This window comes from Corynebacterium appendicis CIP 107643 (assembly GCF_030408415.1).
Lineage (GTDB): Bacteria > Actinomycetota > Actinomycetes > Mycobacteriales > Mycobacteriaceae > Corynebacterium > Corynebacterium appendicis.
On record NZ_CP046976.1, the window covers coordinates 416,498 to 432,633 of the forward strand.

Sequence of the window (16,136 nt, forward strand, 5' to 3'; positions counted from 1 at the left end):
ATTCAGGGGAGAAATCCATGACTGGTCCTGACCACACGGCCGGAACCGAATCGGCGCACCTGCCCACATTCAACAAGATTCTCGTCGCCAACCGCGGCGAGATCGCGGTGCGCGCCTTCCGTGCGGCCTTCGAGACGGGAGCGAAGACCGTCGCGGTGTACCCGCGCGAAGACCGCCACTCCTTCCACCGTCCGTTTGCGGACGAGGCAGTGCAGATCGGCGAGGAGGGGCAGCCAGTCCGCGCCTACCTGTCCATCGACGAGATCATCCGCGCCGCGGAGAAGACCGGCGCGGATGCGGTCTACCCGGGCTACGGCTTCCTCTCCGAGCGCGCCGACCTGGCGCGCGCCTGCGCCGAGCGCGGCATCACCTTCATCGGTCCGACTGCCGAGACACTCGACCTGACCGGTGACAAGGCCGCCGCAGTCCGCGCCGCTGAGGAGGCGGGCCTGCCGGTGCTCAAGGACTCCGAGGCCACCACCGACATCGACGAGCTGGTCAGCTGGGCGGACGATTTCGAGTTCCCGGTCTTCGTCAAGGCTGTGTCGGGCGGCGGCGGAAGGGGCATGCGCTTCGTCGATAAGCCGGAAAACCTGGCGGCGCTGGCTGCGGAAGCGTCCCGTGAAGCCGAGGCCGCGTTCGGCGATGCGAATGTGTACCTCGAGCGCGCCGTGATCAACCCGCAGCACATCGAGGTGCAGATTCTGGGCGATGCCTCCGGCGACGTCATCCACCTCTTCGAGCGCGACTGCTCCGTGCAGCGCCGCCACCAGAAGGTCGTGGAGATAGCTCCCGCGCAGCACATCACCGACGAGCAGCGGGAGCGCATTTGCCAGGACGCGGTGAATTTCTGCCGCCACATCAACTACCAGGGCGCCGGCACCGTCGAGTTCCTCGTGGACGAGCACGGCAACCACGTCTTCATCGAGATGAACCCGCGCGTGCAGGTCGAGCACACGGTGACCGAGGAGGTCACCGGCGTGGACATCGTGAAGTCCCAGATGCACATCGCGGCGGGCGCCACGCTGGAGCAGCTGGGTCTGCGCCAGGACGAGATCACGCTGACAGGCGCCGCACTGCAGTGCCGCATCACCACAGAGGACCCGAACAACGGCTTCCGCCCCGATTCCGGCGTGATCACCGGCTACCGCTCCCCGGGCGGCGCCGGCGTGCGTCTCGACGGCAATATCTCCGTCGGCGGCGAGATCACCCCGAACTTCGACTCCCTGCTGGTCAAGATGACCTGCCGCGGCAAGGATTTCGAGACCGCCGTGGCGCGCGCCCGCCGCGCGCTCAACGAGTTCTCCGTCAACGGCGTGTCTACCAATATCGGCTTTTTGCGCGCGCTGCTCTCCGAGCCGGACTTCATCAACAAGCGCATTGCCACCAGCTTCATCGCGGACCACCCGCACCTTCTCGAGGCGCCGGCGGCCCCGGACGAGGCCGGCCGCATCCTCGAGTACCTGGCGTGGACGACGGTGAATAAGCCGAACGGCCCGCGCCCGACGAATATCCGTCCGAGCGAGAAGCTGCCGGAGCTCAACTACACCTCGACCCCGCGCGGTGCGCGCGACGAGCTGCTCGAGCTCGGCCCGGAGAAGTGGGCGGAAAAGCTGCGCGGCCAGACTGCGCTCGGCGTCACCGACACCTCCTTCCGCGATGCGCACCAGTCGCTGCTGGCCACCCGCGTGCGCACGAACACGCTCGTCGCCGCAGCGAAGCACGTCGGCCACCTCACTCCGGAGCTCACCTCTGTCGAGGCGTGGGGCGGCGCCACCTACGACGTGGCCATGCGCTTCCTCCACGAATCGCCGTGGACGCGCCTCGAGGAGCTGCGCGACGCGATGCCGAACATGAACATCCAGATGCTGCTGCGCGGCCGCAACACGGTCGGCTACACGCCGTACCCGGATTCCGTGACCAAGGCATTCGTGGAGGAAGCAGCGTCCACCGGCGTCGACATCTTCCGCATCTTCGATGCGCTTAACGACGTTAGCCAGATGCGCCCGGCCATCGACGCCGTGCTGGACACCCAGACCGCCGTGGCCGAGGTCGCGATGGCGTACTCGGGCAACTTGATGGACCCGAACGAGGACCTGTACACCCTCGACTACTACCTGCGCCTGGCCGAAGAGATCGTGGAAACCGGCGCGCACGTGCTGGCCATCAAGGACATGGCAGGCCTGATGCGCCCGGCCGCCGCCGCGAAGCTGGTCGGCGCTTTGCGCGAGCGCTTCGATCTGCCGGTGCACGTGCACACCCACGACACTGCCGGCGGCCAGCTGGCCACCTACCTCGCCGCCGCCAACGCCGGCGCCGACGTGGTGGATGTGGCATCGGCTCCGCTGGCGGGCACGACTTCGCAGCCGTCCATGTCCGCTCTGGTCGCGGCCTTCGCCAACACCGAGCGCGACACCGGCCTGTCGCTCGAGGCCGTGAGCAATCTCGAGCCGTACTGGGAGGGCGTGCGCCAGCTCTACGCCCCGTTCGAGTCCGGCATCCCGGGCCCGACCGGCCGCGTGTACCGCCACGAGATCCCAGGCGGCCAGCTGTCCAACCTGCGCACGCAGGCTGTGGCACTGGGCCTGGGCGACCGCTTCGAGCTCATCGAGGACTACTACGCCGCGGTGAACGAGATGCTGGGCCGCCCGACCAAGGTGACCCCGTCCTCCAAGGTCGTTGGCGACCTCGCGCTGCACCTCGTCGGCGCCGGCGTGGACCCGGCGGAGTTCGCGAAGGACCCGCAGAAATTCGACATCCCGGATTCCGTCATCGGCTTCCTGCGCGGCGAGCTGGGCACGCCTCCGGGCGGCTGGCCGGAGCTGCGCGACCGCGCCCTCGGCGGCCGCAAGGAGACCCCGAAGGTCAACGAGGTCCCGGACGACCTGGCTCAGGACCTCGAGTCCGACAACCACCGCGTCCGCCGCGCAAGCCTGGACAAGCTGCTGTTCCCGAAGCAGTACGCCGAATTCCTGGAGCACCGCCGCACGTACGGCTTCACCGACCAGCTCGGCGACAAGACTTTCTTCTACGGCCTCCAGGAGGGCGAGGAGACCATGATCTGGTTCGGCGACCTGGAGAAGCAGCAGACCCCGCTGGTGGTCCGCCTGGATGCTGTGGGCGAGCCGGACGAGAAGGGCATGCGCCGCGTGATCATCAACGTCAATGGCCAGATCCGCCCGGTCACCGTCCGCGACGAGAACGCGGAGTCCTCCGTCGCGGAAGTGGAGAAGGCTGATTCGTCCAACCCGAACCACGTCGCCGCGCCGTTCGCCGGTGTGGTCACCGTGACCGTGAAAGAGGGCGATGAGGTCTCCGCCGGCGACCAGGTCGCCTCCATCGAGGCGATGAAGATGGAAGCCTCCATCTCCGCCCCGAAGGACGGCGTGGTCGAGCGCATCGCCTTCACCCAGGCCACCAAGGCGGAAGGTGGCGACCTCGTCGCCGTGATCCGCTAAGCGCCGCAGCCGCGTAGCACAGGCAAGCCGCTAGGCACCGCCCCAGATACGTGGGCGGAACCTAGCGGCTTTCTGCTGTGGAAGGGGGGAGGAAGGAGCGGGCTATGTGAGCAGCTCTTCCATCTCCTTCATCTCGGCGGTCTGGACGTCGACCATCTCCTGGGCCATCTCGCGCAGCGGGGCATACCCTCCGTTGTCGATCTGGTCCTGCGTCATGGGGATGACATGCTCGTGGTGGTAGTGCATCATCTCCAGGAAGGTCGTGCGCAGCTCGTCGCCCTCCAGCGAAGCGAACTCTTCGAGCTCCTCCGGCTGGAACATGCCGTTGGCGATGTGTGTGGAGTGCATCTCCATGTCGTTCTGGATGCCCCACTCGTCGGCCCAGGCGCGCATCTGCTCGTTCTCGCGCTCCTGACCGTCCTTGATGCGCTGAGCCAGGTCGCGGACCTGCTCGTCGTCGACATCGGATTCAAGCAGCACGTCGGACATGTCGATGGCCTGCTGGTGGTGGGGGACCATCATGCCGAGGAAGTGGACATCCACCTCGTTGTGCGTCCCTTCCGCCTCGTCCCCGCCGCCGCTGAAGGCCCCGCGGACCGTCGGGCCGAGCGCGGCGATGAGCAACACGAGCGCGGCGATGATAGCGAGGGCTACGACCCACGGCTTGCGGTTCGGCCGCGTCAGCTCGTCGGATTCAGTGTCGTGGACATCAAGTCCATTATTGAATTCTCTGTCTACCATTGGCATTCCCTTTCAGTGGTTCACGGTCAGCCTAGCGGTTATGCCCAGGTGAACGCCATAAAAGTGGGGCAGACCACTTATCCCTTCACACCGCCGGCGGTCAGGCCGGAGACGATGCGGCGCTGGAAAGCCAGCACCATGAGAATCAGCGGGACGGTCACCAGGGATCCGGCGGCCATGATCGCCGCATACGGGTACTCGAAGGCGTTGGGGCCGGAGAAGCGGGCAATCGCCACGGTCACCGGCTCAGTCGCGTTGGTGGACAGCTGGCGGGCGAGCATGAACTCGTTCCACGTGGCGATGAACGCGATAATCGCCGTGGTGAAAATGCCCGGCGCCGCCAGGGGCAGCAGCACGAGGCGGAAGGCCTGACCGCGGGTGGCGCCGTCGACACGCGCCGCTTCCTCGAGCTCCCACGGCAACTGGCGGAAGAAGGAGATGAGCGTGTACACCGTCAGCGGCAGCGCGAAGGAGATATTCGGGATGATCATGGCGCGGTAGGTGCCGATCCACCCGATGTCGCCGAAGAGCTGGAACAGGGGAGTGACAAGCGCGATGCCGGGGAACATCGACGCGGCGAGAATGATGCCGGTGACAATGCCCTTGCCGCGGAAGTTCAGGCGCGCCAGCGCGTAGCCGGTGAACACGCCGACCATGACGGCGAGCGCGGTGGTGATCACGGAGATGATCAGGGAGTTCATGATCGCGCCGAGGAAGTCGTTGCCCTTGTCGGTCGCGAGCGCGTCGCGGAAATTCTCCAACGTGACGTGCGTGGGCCACGGGGTGGTGTCGAATGTGTGGTTCTTATCGCGCAGCGCGGTGACCAGCATCCAGTAGAAGGGCGCGAGACCCCATACGAGAATGAAGACCACGCCGAGCTTGTGGCCGATATTGCCGAAATTCTTCTTCATCGCGCTGCCTCCGTGCTCGTCGTCGCTGTGGCCGCGGCATCACGCGCCGCCGAATCAGCTCCGTCAGCGGAACTGCTCTTGCCCCGCTGTTTCTTCGCCTGCTTCTTTGTGGCGCGTTTCTCGCGCCGTGCGCGGGTCTCCTCACCGCTGACATCGGCTCCGCCGAAGCGGACCAGCAGGAACGCGACGGTGAAGATGAGCAGGAAGATCAGGGTGGACAGCGCCGAGGCCGAGTTGAAGTTGTTCTGCCGCATGTCCTCGACCACCAGCTGGGAGATCGTGGCGGTCGGCGAGTTCGAGGAGCCGGAGATCATGATGACCGGAAGGTCGTACATGCGCAGCGCATCGAGGGTGCGGAAGAGGATCGCGACCATCAGCGTCGGGCGCACGAGCGGCAGCGTGATGCGGGTGAAGGTCTGCCACGCCGACGCGCCGTCGACACGCGCGGCTTCGTAGACGTCCTTCGGGATCATCTGCAGTCCGGCAAGAATGAGCAGCGCGACGAACGGCGTTGTCTTCCACACGTCAGCGATGATGACGGCCACGCGCGCGGCCCACGGGTCCGTCGTCCACGCGATCGACTGGCCCAACAGCGAGTTCACGATGCCGTTTGGGGCGAACATGAACTGCCACAGCTTCGCGGTCACCGCCGTGGGGATCGCCCACGGGATGAGCACGGCCGCGCGGATCAGCGCGCGCACGCGCGACGGGTGGTTCATGATCAGCGCCATGACCATGCCCAGCACGGCTTCCAGCGACACGGTCACCACAGTGAAGAACAAGGTGATGCCGAGTGCCGGCCAGAAGTCCGTCGCCAGCACCCCGGGCGGGCACTCGCCGACGGTGCCCGTCGGGGTCATGCAGCGGTTCTGGATCCAGTACAGGTAGTTGTCCAGGCCCGCGAAGCCGCCGTCGACGAAGACGCCGGTGGACGGGTCGAGGTGGCGGTTGGCCTGGAACGACAGCCAGATAGCGCGCAGGATCGGGTAGCCGATGACAATGGCCAGCACGATCAGCGCGGGTGTGACCAGGCCCCACGCTTTGCCCGCATCACTGCGCGGGCCCGCGTTCTTCTTGGCGGGCTCCGCGTTTTCCGCAGTTCCGCGCCGCTTGACGACGGTACTCATGAACTCTCCTTAACAACCAGCACGCGTGAAGATGTGTGCGCTGCGCGCACATGGTGCAGGCCCTGAAATGAACAGAGTCTGCAGCCTCAGCCCATGGAAAATGGGCCGAATCTGCAGACTGATCTTAAACTGTTCCTCCCGCCCCGCCTATGGGTATGTGCGGGGCGGGGGAGTGCGCTACACCTTATTGCTGGGCGGCCTGCTTGATGGCGGCAGCCATGTCCTTGGTGGCGTCGTCGACGCTCTTACCGGAGGTCAGTGCTGCGTAGGTGTTGTCCTGGATGGCCTTGGAGATCGCCGGGTAGAACGGGGAAACCGGACGCGGCTTCGCGTTCTCGAGGGACTCCTTGAGTGCCGGCAGGTACGGGTGCTCCTCGATCAGTGCCTCATCGTTGTAGATGGACGAGAGCACCGGCGGGAAGGACGCCTTGGCGAAGGAGAGCTGGTTCTCCTCGTTGATGATGAACTCGATGAAGTCCTTGGCAGTCGCCTTGTGCTTGGAGTTGACGTTGATGCCGTTGTTGTAGCCACCGAGGGTGGACACGCCGACTCCGGACTCGCCGACGAGCGGCTGGACCTCGAAGTTCAGGCCCTGCTCCTCTGCATTGGAGTACATGTACGGCCAGTTGATGGCGAATGCGGTCTGTCCCTCGGTGAAGGCCAGGTTGGTCTCCTCCTCGGTGGCGGCGGTGGAGCCCTTGGCAATAGTGCCGTCCTCGTACGCATCGACCAGAGCCTGCAGGCCAGCCTTGGCCTCGTCGGATTCGACGGTCGGCTCACCGTTGTCGCCGATGACGGTGCCGCCCCAGCCGTTGATGAAGCCGAGGGCGTTCACCGTCAGGCCCTCGTACTGCTTCAGCTGGGTGGTCAGGCAGTCGCCCTCGACAGCCTCGCAGGCGGACTTGAGGTCTTCGAAGGTGTCCGGTTTGGACTCGACCTTGTCCAAGTTGCGGAAGAGCAGCTGGCCGTTGGTGTTCTGCGGCAGCGCGTAGAGCTTGTCGTTGTAGGTCGCAGATTCGACGGTGGACTGCAGCAGACCGGAGGTGTCCACTTCGAAGTCGCCCTCGAGCGGCTCGAGCCACTGGTTGGCCGCGAAGTCGGCGGTCCACACGACGTCGAGTGCCATCACGTCGTAGTCGGAATTGCCTGCCTGGAGGGACTGCACGAGGGTGTCGCGCTGATCGTCAGCCTCACCGGCGAGCTCCTTGAGCGTCACCTGCTCGTCCGGGTGCTCCTCGTTCCACTTGTCGATGATCGGGGTCACCTTGTCGGTGTCGTTGCGGCCCATGGCGAAGGTGATGGGGCCGCGCTCGCCGGCGCCATCGGAGGAACCGCCGCCACCGGAGGAGCCGCCGCCATCGGCGGAATCACTGGAGCAGGCTACGAGGGTGGTGGCGGACAGAGCGACTGCGCACAGTGCGGCGCCGGTCCGGCGGGTTGCGGAGAGTTTCATGCGTACACCTTTCAGGTCGGAGGTTTCCCCAATCTTAAATAAGACGTGCCTGGAAACCGGGATTTCGTGAACTTCAAGTGAACAATCCTGCGCAAACGTCGCATCAGCTACCCCCGACACGGGGGGATTGTTCTAAACATACGCCCGTTTCGTCCCATGCGTTGTGCCTGAAACGTGGATTTCTCCCCGCCGTCCACCCCACAGTGAGGGGGATTTTCCAATGCAAAACCGCCGCGTCCCCAGCAGAAGAAGGGGCCGCGGCGGTGTGAGCGCGTCTTCGCGAGTGAACCAGGCGCTTAGGCCAGGTCGCGGTACATCACATTCGGGTTCGCCTTGGTGGGCACGAAGCCGAACTTTTCGTAGATATAGCGTGCGCGCTTATTCTCCGGCATGACTTCGAGGGCGATCCGCTTGGCTCCCTGGTCGATGGCGAGCTCGCACGCGGAGTGCAGCAGCACAGCACTCAGGCCGTAACCGTGGGAGCGCTCCTCGACGGCGAGGATCAACTCCGGGACATCCGGGCCGAGATTGGCTTCGCTGGTCGTGTCGCCTTCCTCCCAGTAGCGCAGCCAGATGCCGCCGGCCGGGGTGTGGTCCTGGTCGTGCGCGATCCAGCCACCGTCGTCCTCCGGCGACCAGTCGTCGACAAAAGCCTTCACCTGGGACTGGCCGCAACCGAGCGGCTTGGACTCGTCCCCGAACACATCCGCCAAGTAGTGCAGGCGGCGGATGTAGGTGCGGTCCGATTCAGTGGCGGGTTTCAGCTTGAACTCCATGCGGCTAATTGTAACCAAATAGATCACTGATAGGAGCTAAAAATGGAAAGCTCACATTGACATATTCAGCGACCAAGCGCATCGGCACCTAGAGCTTCGACGCGCGCACCAACGTGCACTTCGTCGGTGTGCGCGATCCGTACGCCACATAAACAAGGAGCGGAGGCCCGCAGGGATCTCGCGCTAGCGGATCTCCAGGAGCACGGCGGTCTTATTCACCTGATCACCCTGCTCCACGGCGAGCCCCTTCACGGTGCCGGACTTGTGCGCCTTGACGGGGTTCTCCATCTTCATGGCCTCGAGGACGAGCAGGATATCGCCTTCGTTGACGGTGTCGCCCTCGGCGACGTTCACCTTGACCACGGTGCCCTGCATCGGCGCGGGCACGGCGTCGCCGGACAGGGCGGCGGCGGAATTGCGGCGCTTCTTGGCCTTGCGCTTGCCGTTGCCGCCGATGACCAAGGACGAGGGGAGCGCGACCTCGATGCGGCGGCCGTCAATCTCCACAGCGTAGGTGCGCTTCGCACCCGGCTCCTCGCCGTCTTCCTCGTCGTCGGTGTACGGCGGGATCTCTGCTCCGAATTCCTCTTCGATCCAGCGGGTGTAAACATCGAAGCCGCTCTCGTCGCCGATGAACGCCGGGTCGTTCAGCACTGCGCGGTGGAAGGGGATCACGGTGGGCAGGCCGTCGACGACGTACTCGGCGAGGGCGCGGCGGGCGCGCTGGATGGCTTCCTCGCGGGTCTCGCCGGTGACGATCAGCTTCGCCAGCATCGAGTCGAACTGGCCGCCGACGACATTGCCGGCGCGCACACCGGAATCAACCCGGATGCCGGTGCCGGCGGGCTCAACGTAGCGGGTGATCGTGCCCGGAGCCGGCATGAAGTTCATGCCCGGGTCCTCGCCGTTGATGCGGAACTCGATGGCGTGGCCGCGCGGGGCGGGGTCCTCGGTGTGGCGCAGCGGCTCGCCGCCTGCGACGCGGAACTGTTCGCGCACCAGGTCGATGCCGGCGGTCTCCTCGGTGACGGGGTGCTCCACCTGCAGGCGGGTATTCACCTCGAGGAAGGAGATGATGCCCTCCGGGTGCTGCTCGTCGGCCGGGCTGACCAGGTACTCGACGGTGCCGGCACCGTAGTAGCCGGCTTCTTTGACGATGGCCTTGGCGGACGAGTGGATCGCCTCGCGCTGGGCATCGGACAGGAACGGGGCGGGGGCTTCCTCCACGAGCTTCTGGAAGCGGCGCTGCAAAGTGCAGTCGCGGGTGCCGGCGACGACCACGTTGCCGTGCTGGTCGGCGATCACCTGCGCCTCGACGTGGCGGGCGCGGTCCAGATAACGCTCGACGAAGCACTCGCCGCGGCCGAAAGCGGTGACAGCCTCGCGGGTGGCGGATTCGAAGAGCTCCGGGATCTCCTCGCGGGTGTGGGCGACCTTCATGCCGCGGCCGCCGCCGCCGTACGCGGCCTTGATGGCCACGGGCAGGCCGTGCTCGTCGGCGAATGCGACGACCTCGTCGGCGGAGTTCACCGGCTCCTTGGTGCCCGGAGCCATCGGCGCGGAGACCTTCTCCGCGATGCGGCGGGCCTCCACCTTATCGCCGAGCAGGGCAATGGCTTCTGGGGAGGGGCCGATCCAGGTCAGGCCCTCGTCGATCACTCGGCGGGCGAAGTCGGCGTTTTCCGACAGGAAACCGTAGCCGGGGTGGATTGCGTCGGCGCCGGAGGCCTTCGCGGCGCCGATGATCTTGTCGAAGCTGAGGTAGGAATCGGCGGCGGTGTTGCCGCCGAGAGCGAATGCCTCGTCGGCGAGCTCGACGAACGGGCTGTCCGTGTCCGGCTCGGCGTACACAGCCACCGACGCAATGCCGGCATCTTTCGCGGCACGGATGATGCGCACGGCGATCTCGCCGCGGTTAGCAATGAGAACCTTCGAGACGGTCGACGGTGTAGACACTCTCAACAACGCTTCCTGATCGGTGAATAATTCGTGGAGGTAGATTTCAAGAACTCTACTAGGTCCTATCGATCGGCATCCGCACCATGTTTCCCCACTCGTACCAAGACCCGTCGTAGAGGGAAACATTCTCCAGGCCAAGGGCGTAACGGAGGATGAACCACGTGTGGGCGGCAGATTGGCCGTTGCCGGAGTATGTGATCACCGGGGCGTCGGCGGGGACCTCGGAATACGCGGTGGCGAGGGAGGCGTGGTCCTTCACGCGGCCGTTCGGGTGCACGGCATCGCCCCACGGGTGGTTCACCGCGCCCGGAATGTGGCCGTGGCGCAGGACAGGGGAGGCGCGCAGGCGGTCGTTTTCCAGTTCGTTTTCGGAGCCGGAGAAGAATTCGGGGCCGCGGACGTCGATAAGCATGCTCTTTTCGTCGCGGTCCCGCACCTCGTCGACGAATGTGCGCCACGGCTTATCCGTGCGCTCGACGACCGGGTAGTTCTGCGACGGGTACTCCGGCACGGCGAACGAGGTGTCGCGTTCCTCGCCCATCCACGCGTCGCGCCCGCCATCGAGAATGCGCACGTCCGGGTGGCCGAAGAGCTCGAAGACCCACGCTGTGTACGCCGCCCACCAGTTATTGTGGTCCCCGTAAATGACCACTGTGTCGTCGCGGCCGATGCCGCGGGCGTCCATCAGCTTGGCGAACGCCTCGCCGTCGATGAAATCGCGCACGACCTCGTCGTTGAGGTCTTTGTGCCAGTCGATGCGCACTGCGCCCGGGATGTGGCCGATGTCGTAGAGGAACGCATCCTCGTCCGACTCCACCACGCGCAGGCCGTCGACACCCAGGCGGGCGGACAGCCAGGAAGCGGAGACGAATTTCTCCGGGTGCGCGAAGTCCTGGAACAGCGGGAACGGGTCAGCGGGAATTCCCATGGGATAAACCTCTCCGTGCGACGTGGGGTGCGGCGACAATGAACATCGGGGACAAAAATATGGCTACACACCTCAGTGCTGCCAGTCACTGCCAACCCTACCTGTGGACCCCCGGAGCACGGACAAGGAGCTGTGAAGTTTCGCGCGTGTGAGCTTAATTACTATCCAATTCACTCGCCCGGCGGAAGAGTGAAGAACACTTTAACCTCATGGAGGGAACCTCCGGTGAAAAAGGGACTGGGCGTTCCTCTCCGCATTCAAGCACTGATCAATAAGGGGATTCACCGTGCACAAGGCAATCGTCGTCTTCGAGGTCGAAGGCGGATCCGACAAGTACTTCGACGGGCACCGCAAGGACACCATGCCCATCGTCAACGCCATCAAGGACAAGGGCTGGAACTCCGAGGTCGTCTTCTTCCGTCCCGAGTGGTCCGACGACATCTTTGAGTACGTCTCCTCCAACTTCGACGCCTACATCTCGCGTGTGAACCCGGGCAATGTCCCCGGCGGCGAGAAGGGCTACTTCGACCTTCTCACCCGCCTGTCCGAGGCTGGCCTGGTTGGCATGTCCACCCCGGAGGAGATGGTCTCCTACGGCGCCAAGGATGCCCTGGTCAAGCTGAACAAGACCGACCTGGTCCCGGAGGACACCGCCGCGTACTACGACGTCGAGTCCTTCCACGGCACCTTCCCGACCTCCCTGTCCTACGGTGAGCGCGTGCTCAAGCAGAACCGCGGCTCCACCGGCTCCGGCATCTGGCGCGTCCGCCTCGCCGACGAGTCTCTCGCCGAGTCCGTCGAACCGGGCACTGCACTGCCGCTGGACACCAAGCTCAAGTGCACCGAGGCCGTGGACAACCACACCGAGGACCGCGAGCTGGGCGAGTTCATGGACTTCTGCGACCAGTACATCGTCGGCGACAACGGCATGCTCGTGGACATGCGTTTCATGCCGCGCATCGTCGAGGGCGAGATCCGCATTCTGCTGGTCGGCCCGCACCCGGTCTTCGTCGTGCACAAGAAGCCGGCCGAGGGCGGCGACGCATTCTCCGCGACCCTGTTCTCCGGTGCGAAGTACACCTACAACAAGCCGGAGGAGTGGCAGGAGCTCGTCGACATGTTCGCCGAGGCCCGCCCGGTCATCGCCGAGAACCTCGGCGGCGACAACATCCCGCTGATCTGGACCGCCGACTTCATGCTTGCGGACGACGACGAGACCGGCGAGGACACCTACGTCCTCGGCGAGATCAACTGCTCCTGCGTCGGCTTCACCTCCGAGCTGGACATGGGCATCCAGGAAATGGTTGCCGAGGAGGCCATCAAGCGCGTCGAGGAGAAGCACGCCTAAGCAACCTCCGGACCGCCTTCATCACCGGCACGCGCGGCCCCACTAGATCCGTTTGAAACCCCCTCCGTAAAAGCCCAGGTGGCGTGTTGCCAGTGGGGCAGGAGGGGTTCGGATTTCACACGCATCTAGTGGCGGCTTTGGTGCTGGGGCTTTTGCTGCCTGGCTGGGCCGGCCCGCCCGGCCGGGCGGGCCGGACCGGGGCACGCCGCTGGCCCCGCGCCCGCAGGGCCTATGCCTCGCCGGCGACCAGCTGCGCTGCGCGCTCACCGATGACGTAGCAGGTGATATTCGGGTTGATGGCCACGATCTGCGGCATCACCGAGGCGTCGGCGACACGGAGGTTCTTCGTGCCCTTGACGCGGAGCTCCGGGTCGAGCGGGGACATCTCGTCGTCGTCGGAACCCATGCGCACCGTGCCCACCGGGTGGTAGACGGTGTTGTGGGTCTTCGAGATGTAGTCGGCGATCTCCTCGTCGGTCTGCACGTTGGCTCCGGGGGAGAGCTCGCGGGCGACAATGTCCTTAAGGGCCGGCTGGCCGGCGATCTTGCGGGCCAGCTTGATGCCCTCGACGGCGATGCGCATGTCGTAGCCCTCGTCGTCGGTGAAGTAGCGCGGGTCGACCTTCGGCTTATCTCGGTAGTCATTGGAGCGCAGCCGCACGGTGCCGCGGGAGCGGGCGTGGCAGACATTCGGGGTCAGGGCGAATGCCTCGTCGGCCTGCGGGTAGCCCTGGCGGGCGGTGTGCATGTCGAAGGGGGTGCAGCCGTAGTGCATCATCAGGTCCGGCAGATCGGTGTCGTCGTCGATCTGGGTGAAGATGCCGATCTCCCACCACTGGGTGGAGTCGCGGACCATCGGGACCTTGGACTCGAACTGGATCACAGCCTCCGGGTGGTCCTGGAGGTTGGAGCCGACACCGGGGGCGTCGACACGCACGTCGATGTTGAACTCCTCGAGGTGCTCGCGCGGGCCGATGCCGGAGAGCATGAGCAGCTGCGGCGTGTTGATCGCGCCGGCAGAGATAATGACTTCCTTGTTGGCCGTGATGGTGGCCTTGCGGTTGAAGGAGTCGGCGAGGTACTCGACGCCGGTGGCGGTGTTGGTGTCGTCGTCCGCGAACAGGATGCGGGTGACCCACATATCGGTGAGGATGTCGAGGTTCTCGCGCTTCTCGTTCGGGTGCAGGTAGGACACGGCCGATGAGGAGCGGGTGTTGTCCTTATGCGAGTTGATCTGGAAGAACCCGGCGCCGTGCTTGACGGTCTCGCCGGTGTTGAACTGCTTGCGCGGCAGACCGGCTTCCTCACAGGCGTCGAGCACAGCGGTGCCCACCGGGTCGACCTGCGGGACGTCCATGATCTCCACCGGGCCGTCGTGGCCGTACTGGTCGCCTTCGCGGGAGTTGTTCTCCAGCTTTTTGATCAGGGGCAGCACATTTTCCGGGGTCCAGTCGTTGGCGCCCAGCTTCTCCCAGATCTCCAGGTCTTCCGCCGGGGTGTGGAAGGCGATGCAGGAGTTGTGTGAGGAGCAGCCGCCGAGCACCTTTGCGCGGGCGTGGCGCATGAAGGAGTTGCCGTTTTCCTGCTCCTCGATGGGGTAGTCCCAGTCCAGGCCGGACTCGAGCAGCTCTGGCCAGCGCTTCAGGGACAAAACCTCGTCGAATTTGCGGTCGTCCGGGCCGGCTTCGAGCAGGGCGACGGTGACGTCGGGGTTCTCGGACAGGCGGGCGGCGACAGCTGCGCCGGAGGAACCGCCGCCGACAACGATGTAATCGTAGGAATCACGGATGGCCATGAAAGATCTCCTTTGAAAACGAAGAGTGAAAACTAGGACTGCTTGTTCGGGAACCAGCCCGTCACTGCCGGCTCGGTGTTGTGGTAGATGTGCTTGGACTGCTGGTACTCCTCGAGCCCGGTGTGGCCGAGCTCGCGGCCGATGCCGGAGAGCTTGTAACCGCCCCACTCCGCCTGCGGGATGTACGGGTGGTAGTCGTTGATCCAGATCGTGCCGTGCTGCAGCGCGCGGGACACACGGTTGGCGGTGCCCATGTCGGAGGTCCAGACAGCGCCGGCGAGGCCGTAGTCGGTGTCGTTGGCGATCTGGATTGCTTCGTCCTCGGTGGAGAAGGTCTCCACGGTTATCACGGGACCGAAGCCTTCCTCCTGCACAGCCGGGTTATCGCTGGAGCACTGGTCCAGGACGGTGGGGGAGTAGAAGAAGCCGTCCTTGTGCTCCTCGCCGCCCCAGTCGTGGCCGCAGCGCAGGCGGGCGCCGGCCTTGATGCCGCGCTCGACGTAGTCGGTGACCTTGTCGCGGTGCTCCTTGGAGATCAGCGGGCCGGTCTCGGCCTTCTCGTCGAAGGGGCCGCCCATGACGATGTCCTTGGCGCGGGCGACCAGGTCGTCGACGAAGCGCTCGGCAATGGATTCTTCGATGACCAGGCGGGTGCCGGCGGAGCAAACGAGGCCGGAGTCCATGAACGCGGCGTTGAGCGCGTTGTCTAGGGCGGCATCGTAGTCGGCGTCGGCGAAGACGACGTTCGGGTTCTTGCCGCCCAGCTCGAGGGCGACCTGCTTGACACCTTCAGCCGCGGACTTCGCGATGATGCGGCCGGTCTCCAGACCGCCGGTGAAGGAGATAAGGTCCACCTCCGGGTGGGAGGAGAGCACGGAGCCGACATTGGCGCCGTCGCCGGTGACCACGTTGGCCACGCCCTTGGGCAGGCCGAGCTCGTCCATCAGTTCCACGATCTTGATGGTGGTGTGCGGGGTGAGCTCGGACGGCTTGATCACGAAGGTGTTGCCGGCGGCAATGGCCGGGGCGATCTTCCACGATGCCTGCAGCAGCGGGAAGTTCCACGGCGTGATCATGCCGCAGACACCGATCGGCTCGGTGACGACGCGGTCGATGACGGTGGCATCGGCGGCGTCGACAAGCCTGCCCGGATTGGAATCTGCGACCTTGCCGAAGTAGCGGAAGCAGTTGGCGATGTCTTCCATGTCGCCCTCGGCTTCGACGAGGCGCTTGCCGGTGTCGAGTGCCTCAGCCTTGGCGAATTCGTCCTTGCGGCGCAGAAGCTCGTCGCCCACCTTGATCAGGAAATCGCCGCGCTCGGCGGCGGGCGTGTTGCGCCACTCGCCCTTCTCAAAGGCGGCGCGGGCGGCCAGCACGGCGCGCTCGGCGTCGCCGGACGTGCCCTCGGACACGATACCGACCTCGCGGCCGTCGGCGGGACAGCGGATCTCGCGGGTCGCGCCGTTTTCGGCGGACACCCACTCACCGTCAATGAACAAGGTCTGAGCCTGCGGCATTGGAATAACGGTCCTTTCGGTTAGTGGCGGAAGCGTGAAGATGAAAAGCCCCACGCTCGTGATGCGCGAACGCCGCCCACGGCCCCGCAGAGAAATCCGCGGAAGCGAGAGCGGCGTGAAAGC

At 65.3% G+C, this 16,136-nt stretch carries 11 protein-coding genes; 2 read left to right on the forward strand and 9 right to left on the reverse strand.

Features of this window, described 5'->3' with window-relative positions; all coding sequences use genetic code 11:
• Nucleotides 1–17: 17 nt before the first annotated feature.
• Nucleotides 18–3,458: a pyruvate carboxylase gene (locus CAPP_RS02175; protein ID WP_076599217.1), complete on the forward strand. Its 3,441-nt coding sequence runs from the start codon at nucleotides 18–20 to the stop codon at nucleotides 3,456–3,458.
• Between the two features lie 102 nt (nucleotides 3,459–3,560).
• Here the strand turns inward: CAPP_RS02175 and CAPP_RS02180 are convergent, their stop codons facing one another.
• From CAPP_RS02180 to CAPP_RS02210, 7 genes are all read right to left on the reverse strand, one after another.
• Nucleotides 3,561–4,199, reverse strand: coding sequence for a DUF305 domain-containing protein (locus tag CAPP_RS02180; protein ID WP_076599218.1), 639 nt, complete (start codon nucleotides 4,197–4,199; stop codon nucleotides 3,561–3,563).
• A gap of 77 nt (nucleotides 4,200–4,276) precedes the next feature.
• Nucleotides 4,277–5,110, reverse strand: a complete 834-nt coding sequence (locus CAPP_RS02185; protein ID WP_076599219.1) for a carbohydrate ABC transporter permease — start codon at nucleotides 5,108–5,110, stop codon at nucleotides 4,277–4,279.
• A complete protein-coding gene (locus tag CAPP_RS02190; RefSeq protein ID WP_084560575.1) occupies nucleotides 5,107–6,237 on the reverse strand; it encodes a carbohydrate ABC transporter permease in 1,131 nt (376 codons plus the stop codon). Before CAPP_RS02190 ends, CAPP_RS02185 begins: the two co-directional genes overlap by 4 nt.
• 184 nt (nucleotides 6,238–6,421) lie before the next feature.
• Nucleotides 6,422–7,690, reverse strand: coding sequence for an ABC transporter substrate-binding protein (locus CAPP_RS02195; protein WP_076599220.1), 1,269 nt, complete (start codon nucleotides 7,688–7,690; stop codon nucleotides 6,422–6,424).
• 296 nt (nucleotides 7,691–7,986) lie between these two features.
• Nucleotides 7,987–8,466, reverse strand: a complete 480-nt coding sequence (locus tag CAPP_RS02200; protein WP_084560576.1) for a GNAT family N-acetyltransferase — start codon at nucleotides 8,464–8,466, stop codon at nucleotides 7,987–7,989.
• Between the two features lie 183 nt (nucleotides 8,467–8,649).
• Entirely contained in the window at nucleotides 8,650–10,428 is a 1,779-nt protein-coding gene (locus CAPP_RS02205) for an acetyl-CoA carboxylase biotin carboxylase subunit (protein WP_412459495.1), read from the reverse strand.
• Nucleotides 10,429–10,480: 52 nt separating this feature from the next.
• Nucleotides 10,481–11,353 (reverse strand): sulfurtransferase, encoded by an 873-nt coding sequence (locus tag CAPP_RS02210; RefSeq protein WP_076599222.1) that lies wholly within the window; start codon nucleotides 11,351–11,353, stop codon nucleotides 10,481–10,483.
• 286 nt (nucleotides 11,354–11,639) lie between these two features.
• Here CAPP_RS02210 and CAPP_RS02215 point away from each other — a divergent pair, with 286 nt between their 5' ends.
• Nucleotides 11,640–12,701 carry a Cj0069 family protein gene (locus tag CAPP_RS02215; protein WP_076599223.1) on the forward strand — a complete coding sequence of 354 codons (1,062 nt, stop codon included), beginning with the start codon at nucleotides 11,640–11,642 and terminating at the stop codon, nucleotides 12,699–12,701.
• A 229-nt stretch (nucleotides 12,702–12,930) separates the two neighbouring features.
• Here CAPP_RS02215 and CAPP_RS02220 read toward each other — a convergent pair whose 3' ends face one another.
• Complete coding sequence (locus CAPP_RS02220) at nucleotides 12,931–14,496, reverse strand: GMC family oxidoreductase (RefSeq protein ID WP_076599224.1); 1,566 nt, start codon at nucleotides 14,494–14,496, stop codon at nucleotides 12,931–12,933.
• 32 nt (nucleotides 14,497–14,528) lie between these two features.
• A complete protein-coding gene (locus tag CAPP_RS02225) occupies nucleotides 14,529–16,013 on the reverse strand; it encodes an aldehyde dehydrogenase family protein (RefSeq protein WP_076599225.1) in 1,485 nt (494 codons plus the stop codon).
• Between the last annotated feature and the right edge of the window lie 123 nt (nucleotides 16,014–16,136).

Bases quoted from the DNA above. Each gene is read 5' to 3' on its own strand.
- CAPP_RS02175 (WP_076599217.1), top strand. From the start codon at position 18: ATGACTGGTCCTGACCACACGGCCGGAACCGAATCGGCGCACCTGCCC.
- CAPP_RS02180 (WP_076599218.1), bottom strand. From the start codon at position 4,199: ATGGTAGACAGAGAATTCAATAATGGACTTGATGTCCACGACACTGAA.
- CAPP_RS02185 (WP_076599219.1), bottom strand. From the start codon at position 5,110: ATGAAGAAGAATTTCGGCAATATCGGCCACAAGCTCGGCGTGGTCTTC.
- CAPP_RS02190 (WP_084560575.1), bottom strand. From the start codon at position 6,237: ATGAGTACCGTCGTCAAGCGGCGCGGAACTGCGGAAAACGCGGAGCCC.
- CAPP_RS02195 (WP_076599220.1), bottom strand. From the start codon at position 7,690: ATGAAACTCTCCGCAACCCGCCGGACCGGCGCCGCACTGTGCGCAGTC.
- CAPP_RS02200 (WP_084560576.1), bottom strand. From the start codon at position 8,466: ATGGAGTTCAAGCTGAAACCCGCCACTGAATCGGACCGCACCTACATC.
- CAPP_RS02210 (WP_076599222.1), bottom strand. From the start codon at position 11,353: ATGGGAATTCCCGCTGACCCGTTCCCGCTGTTCCAGGACTTCGCGCAC.
- CAPP_RS02220 (WP_076599224.1), bottom strand. From the start codon at position 14,496: ATGGCCATCCGTGATTCCTACGATTACATCGTTGTCGGCGGCGGTTCC.
- CAPP_RS02225 (WP_076599225.1), bottom strand. From the start codon at position 16,013: ATGCCGCAGGCTCAGACCTTGTTCATTGACGGTGAGTGGGTGTCCGCC.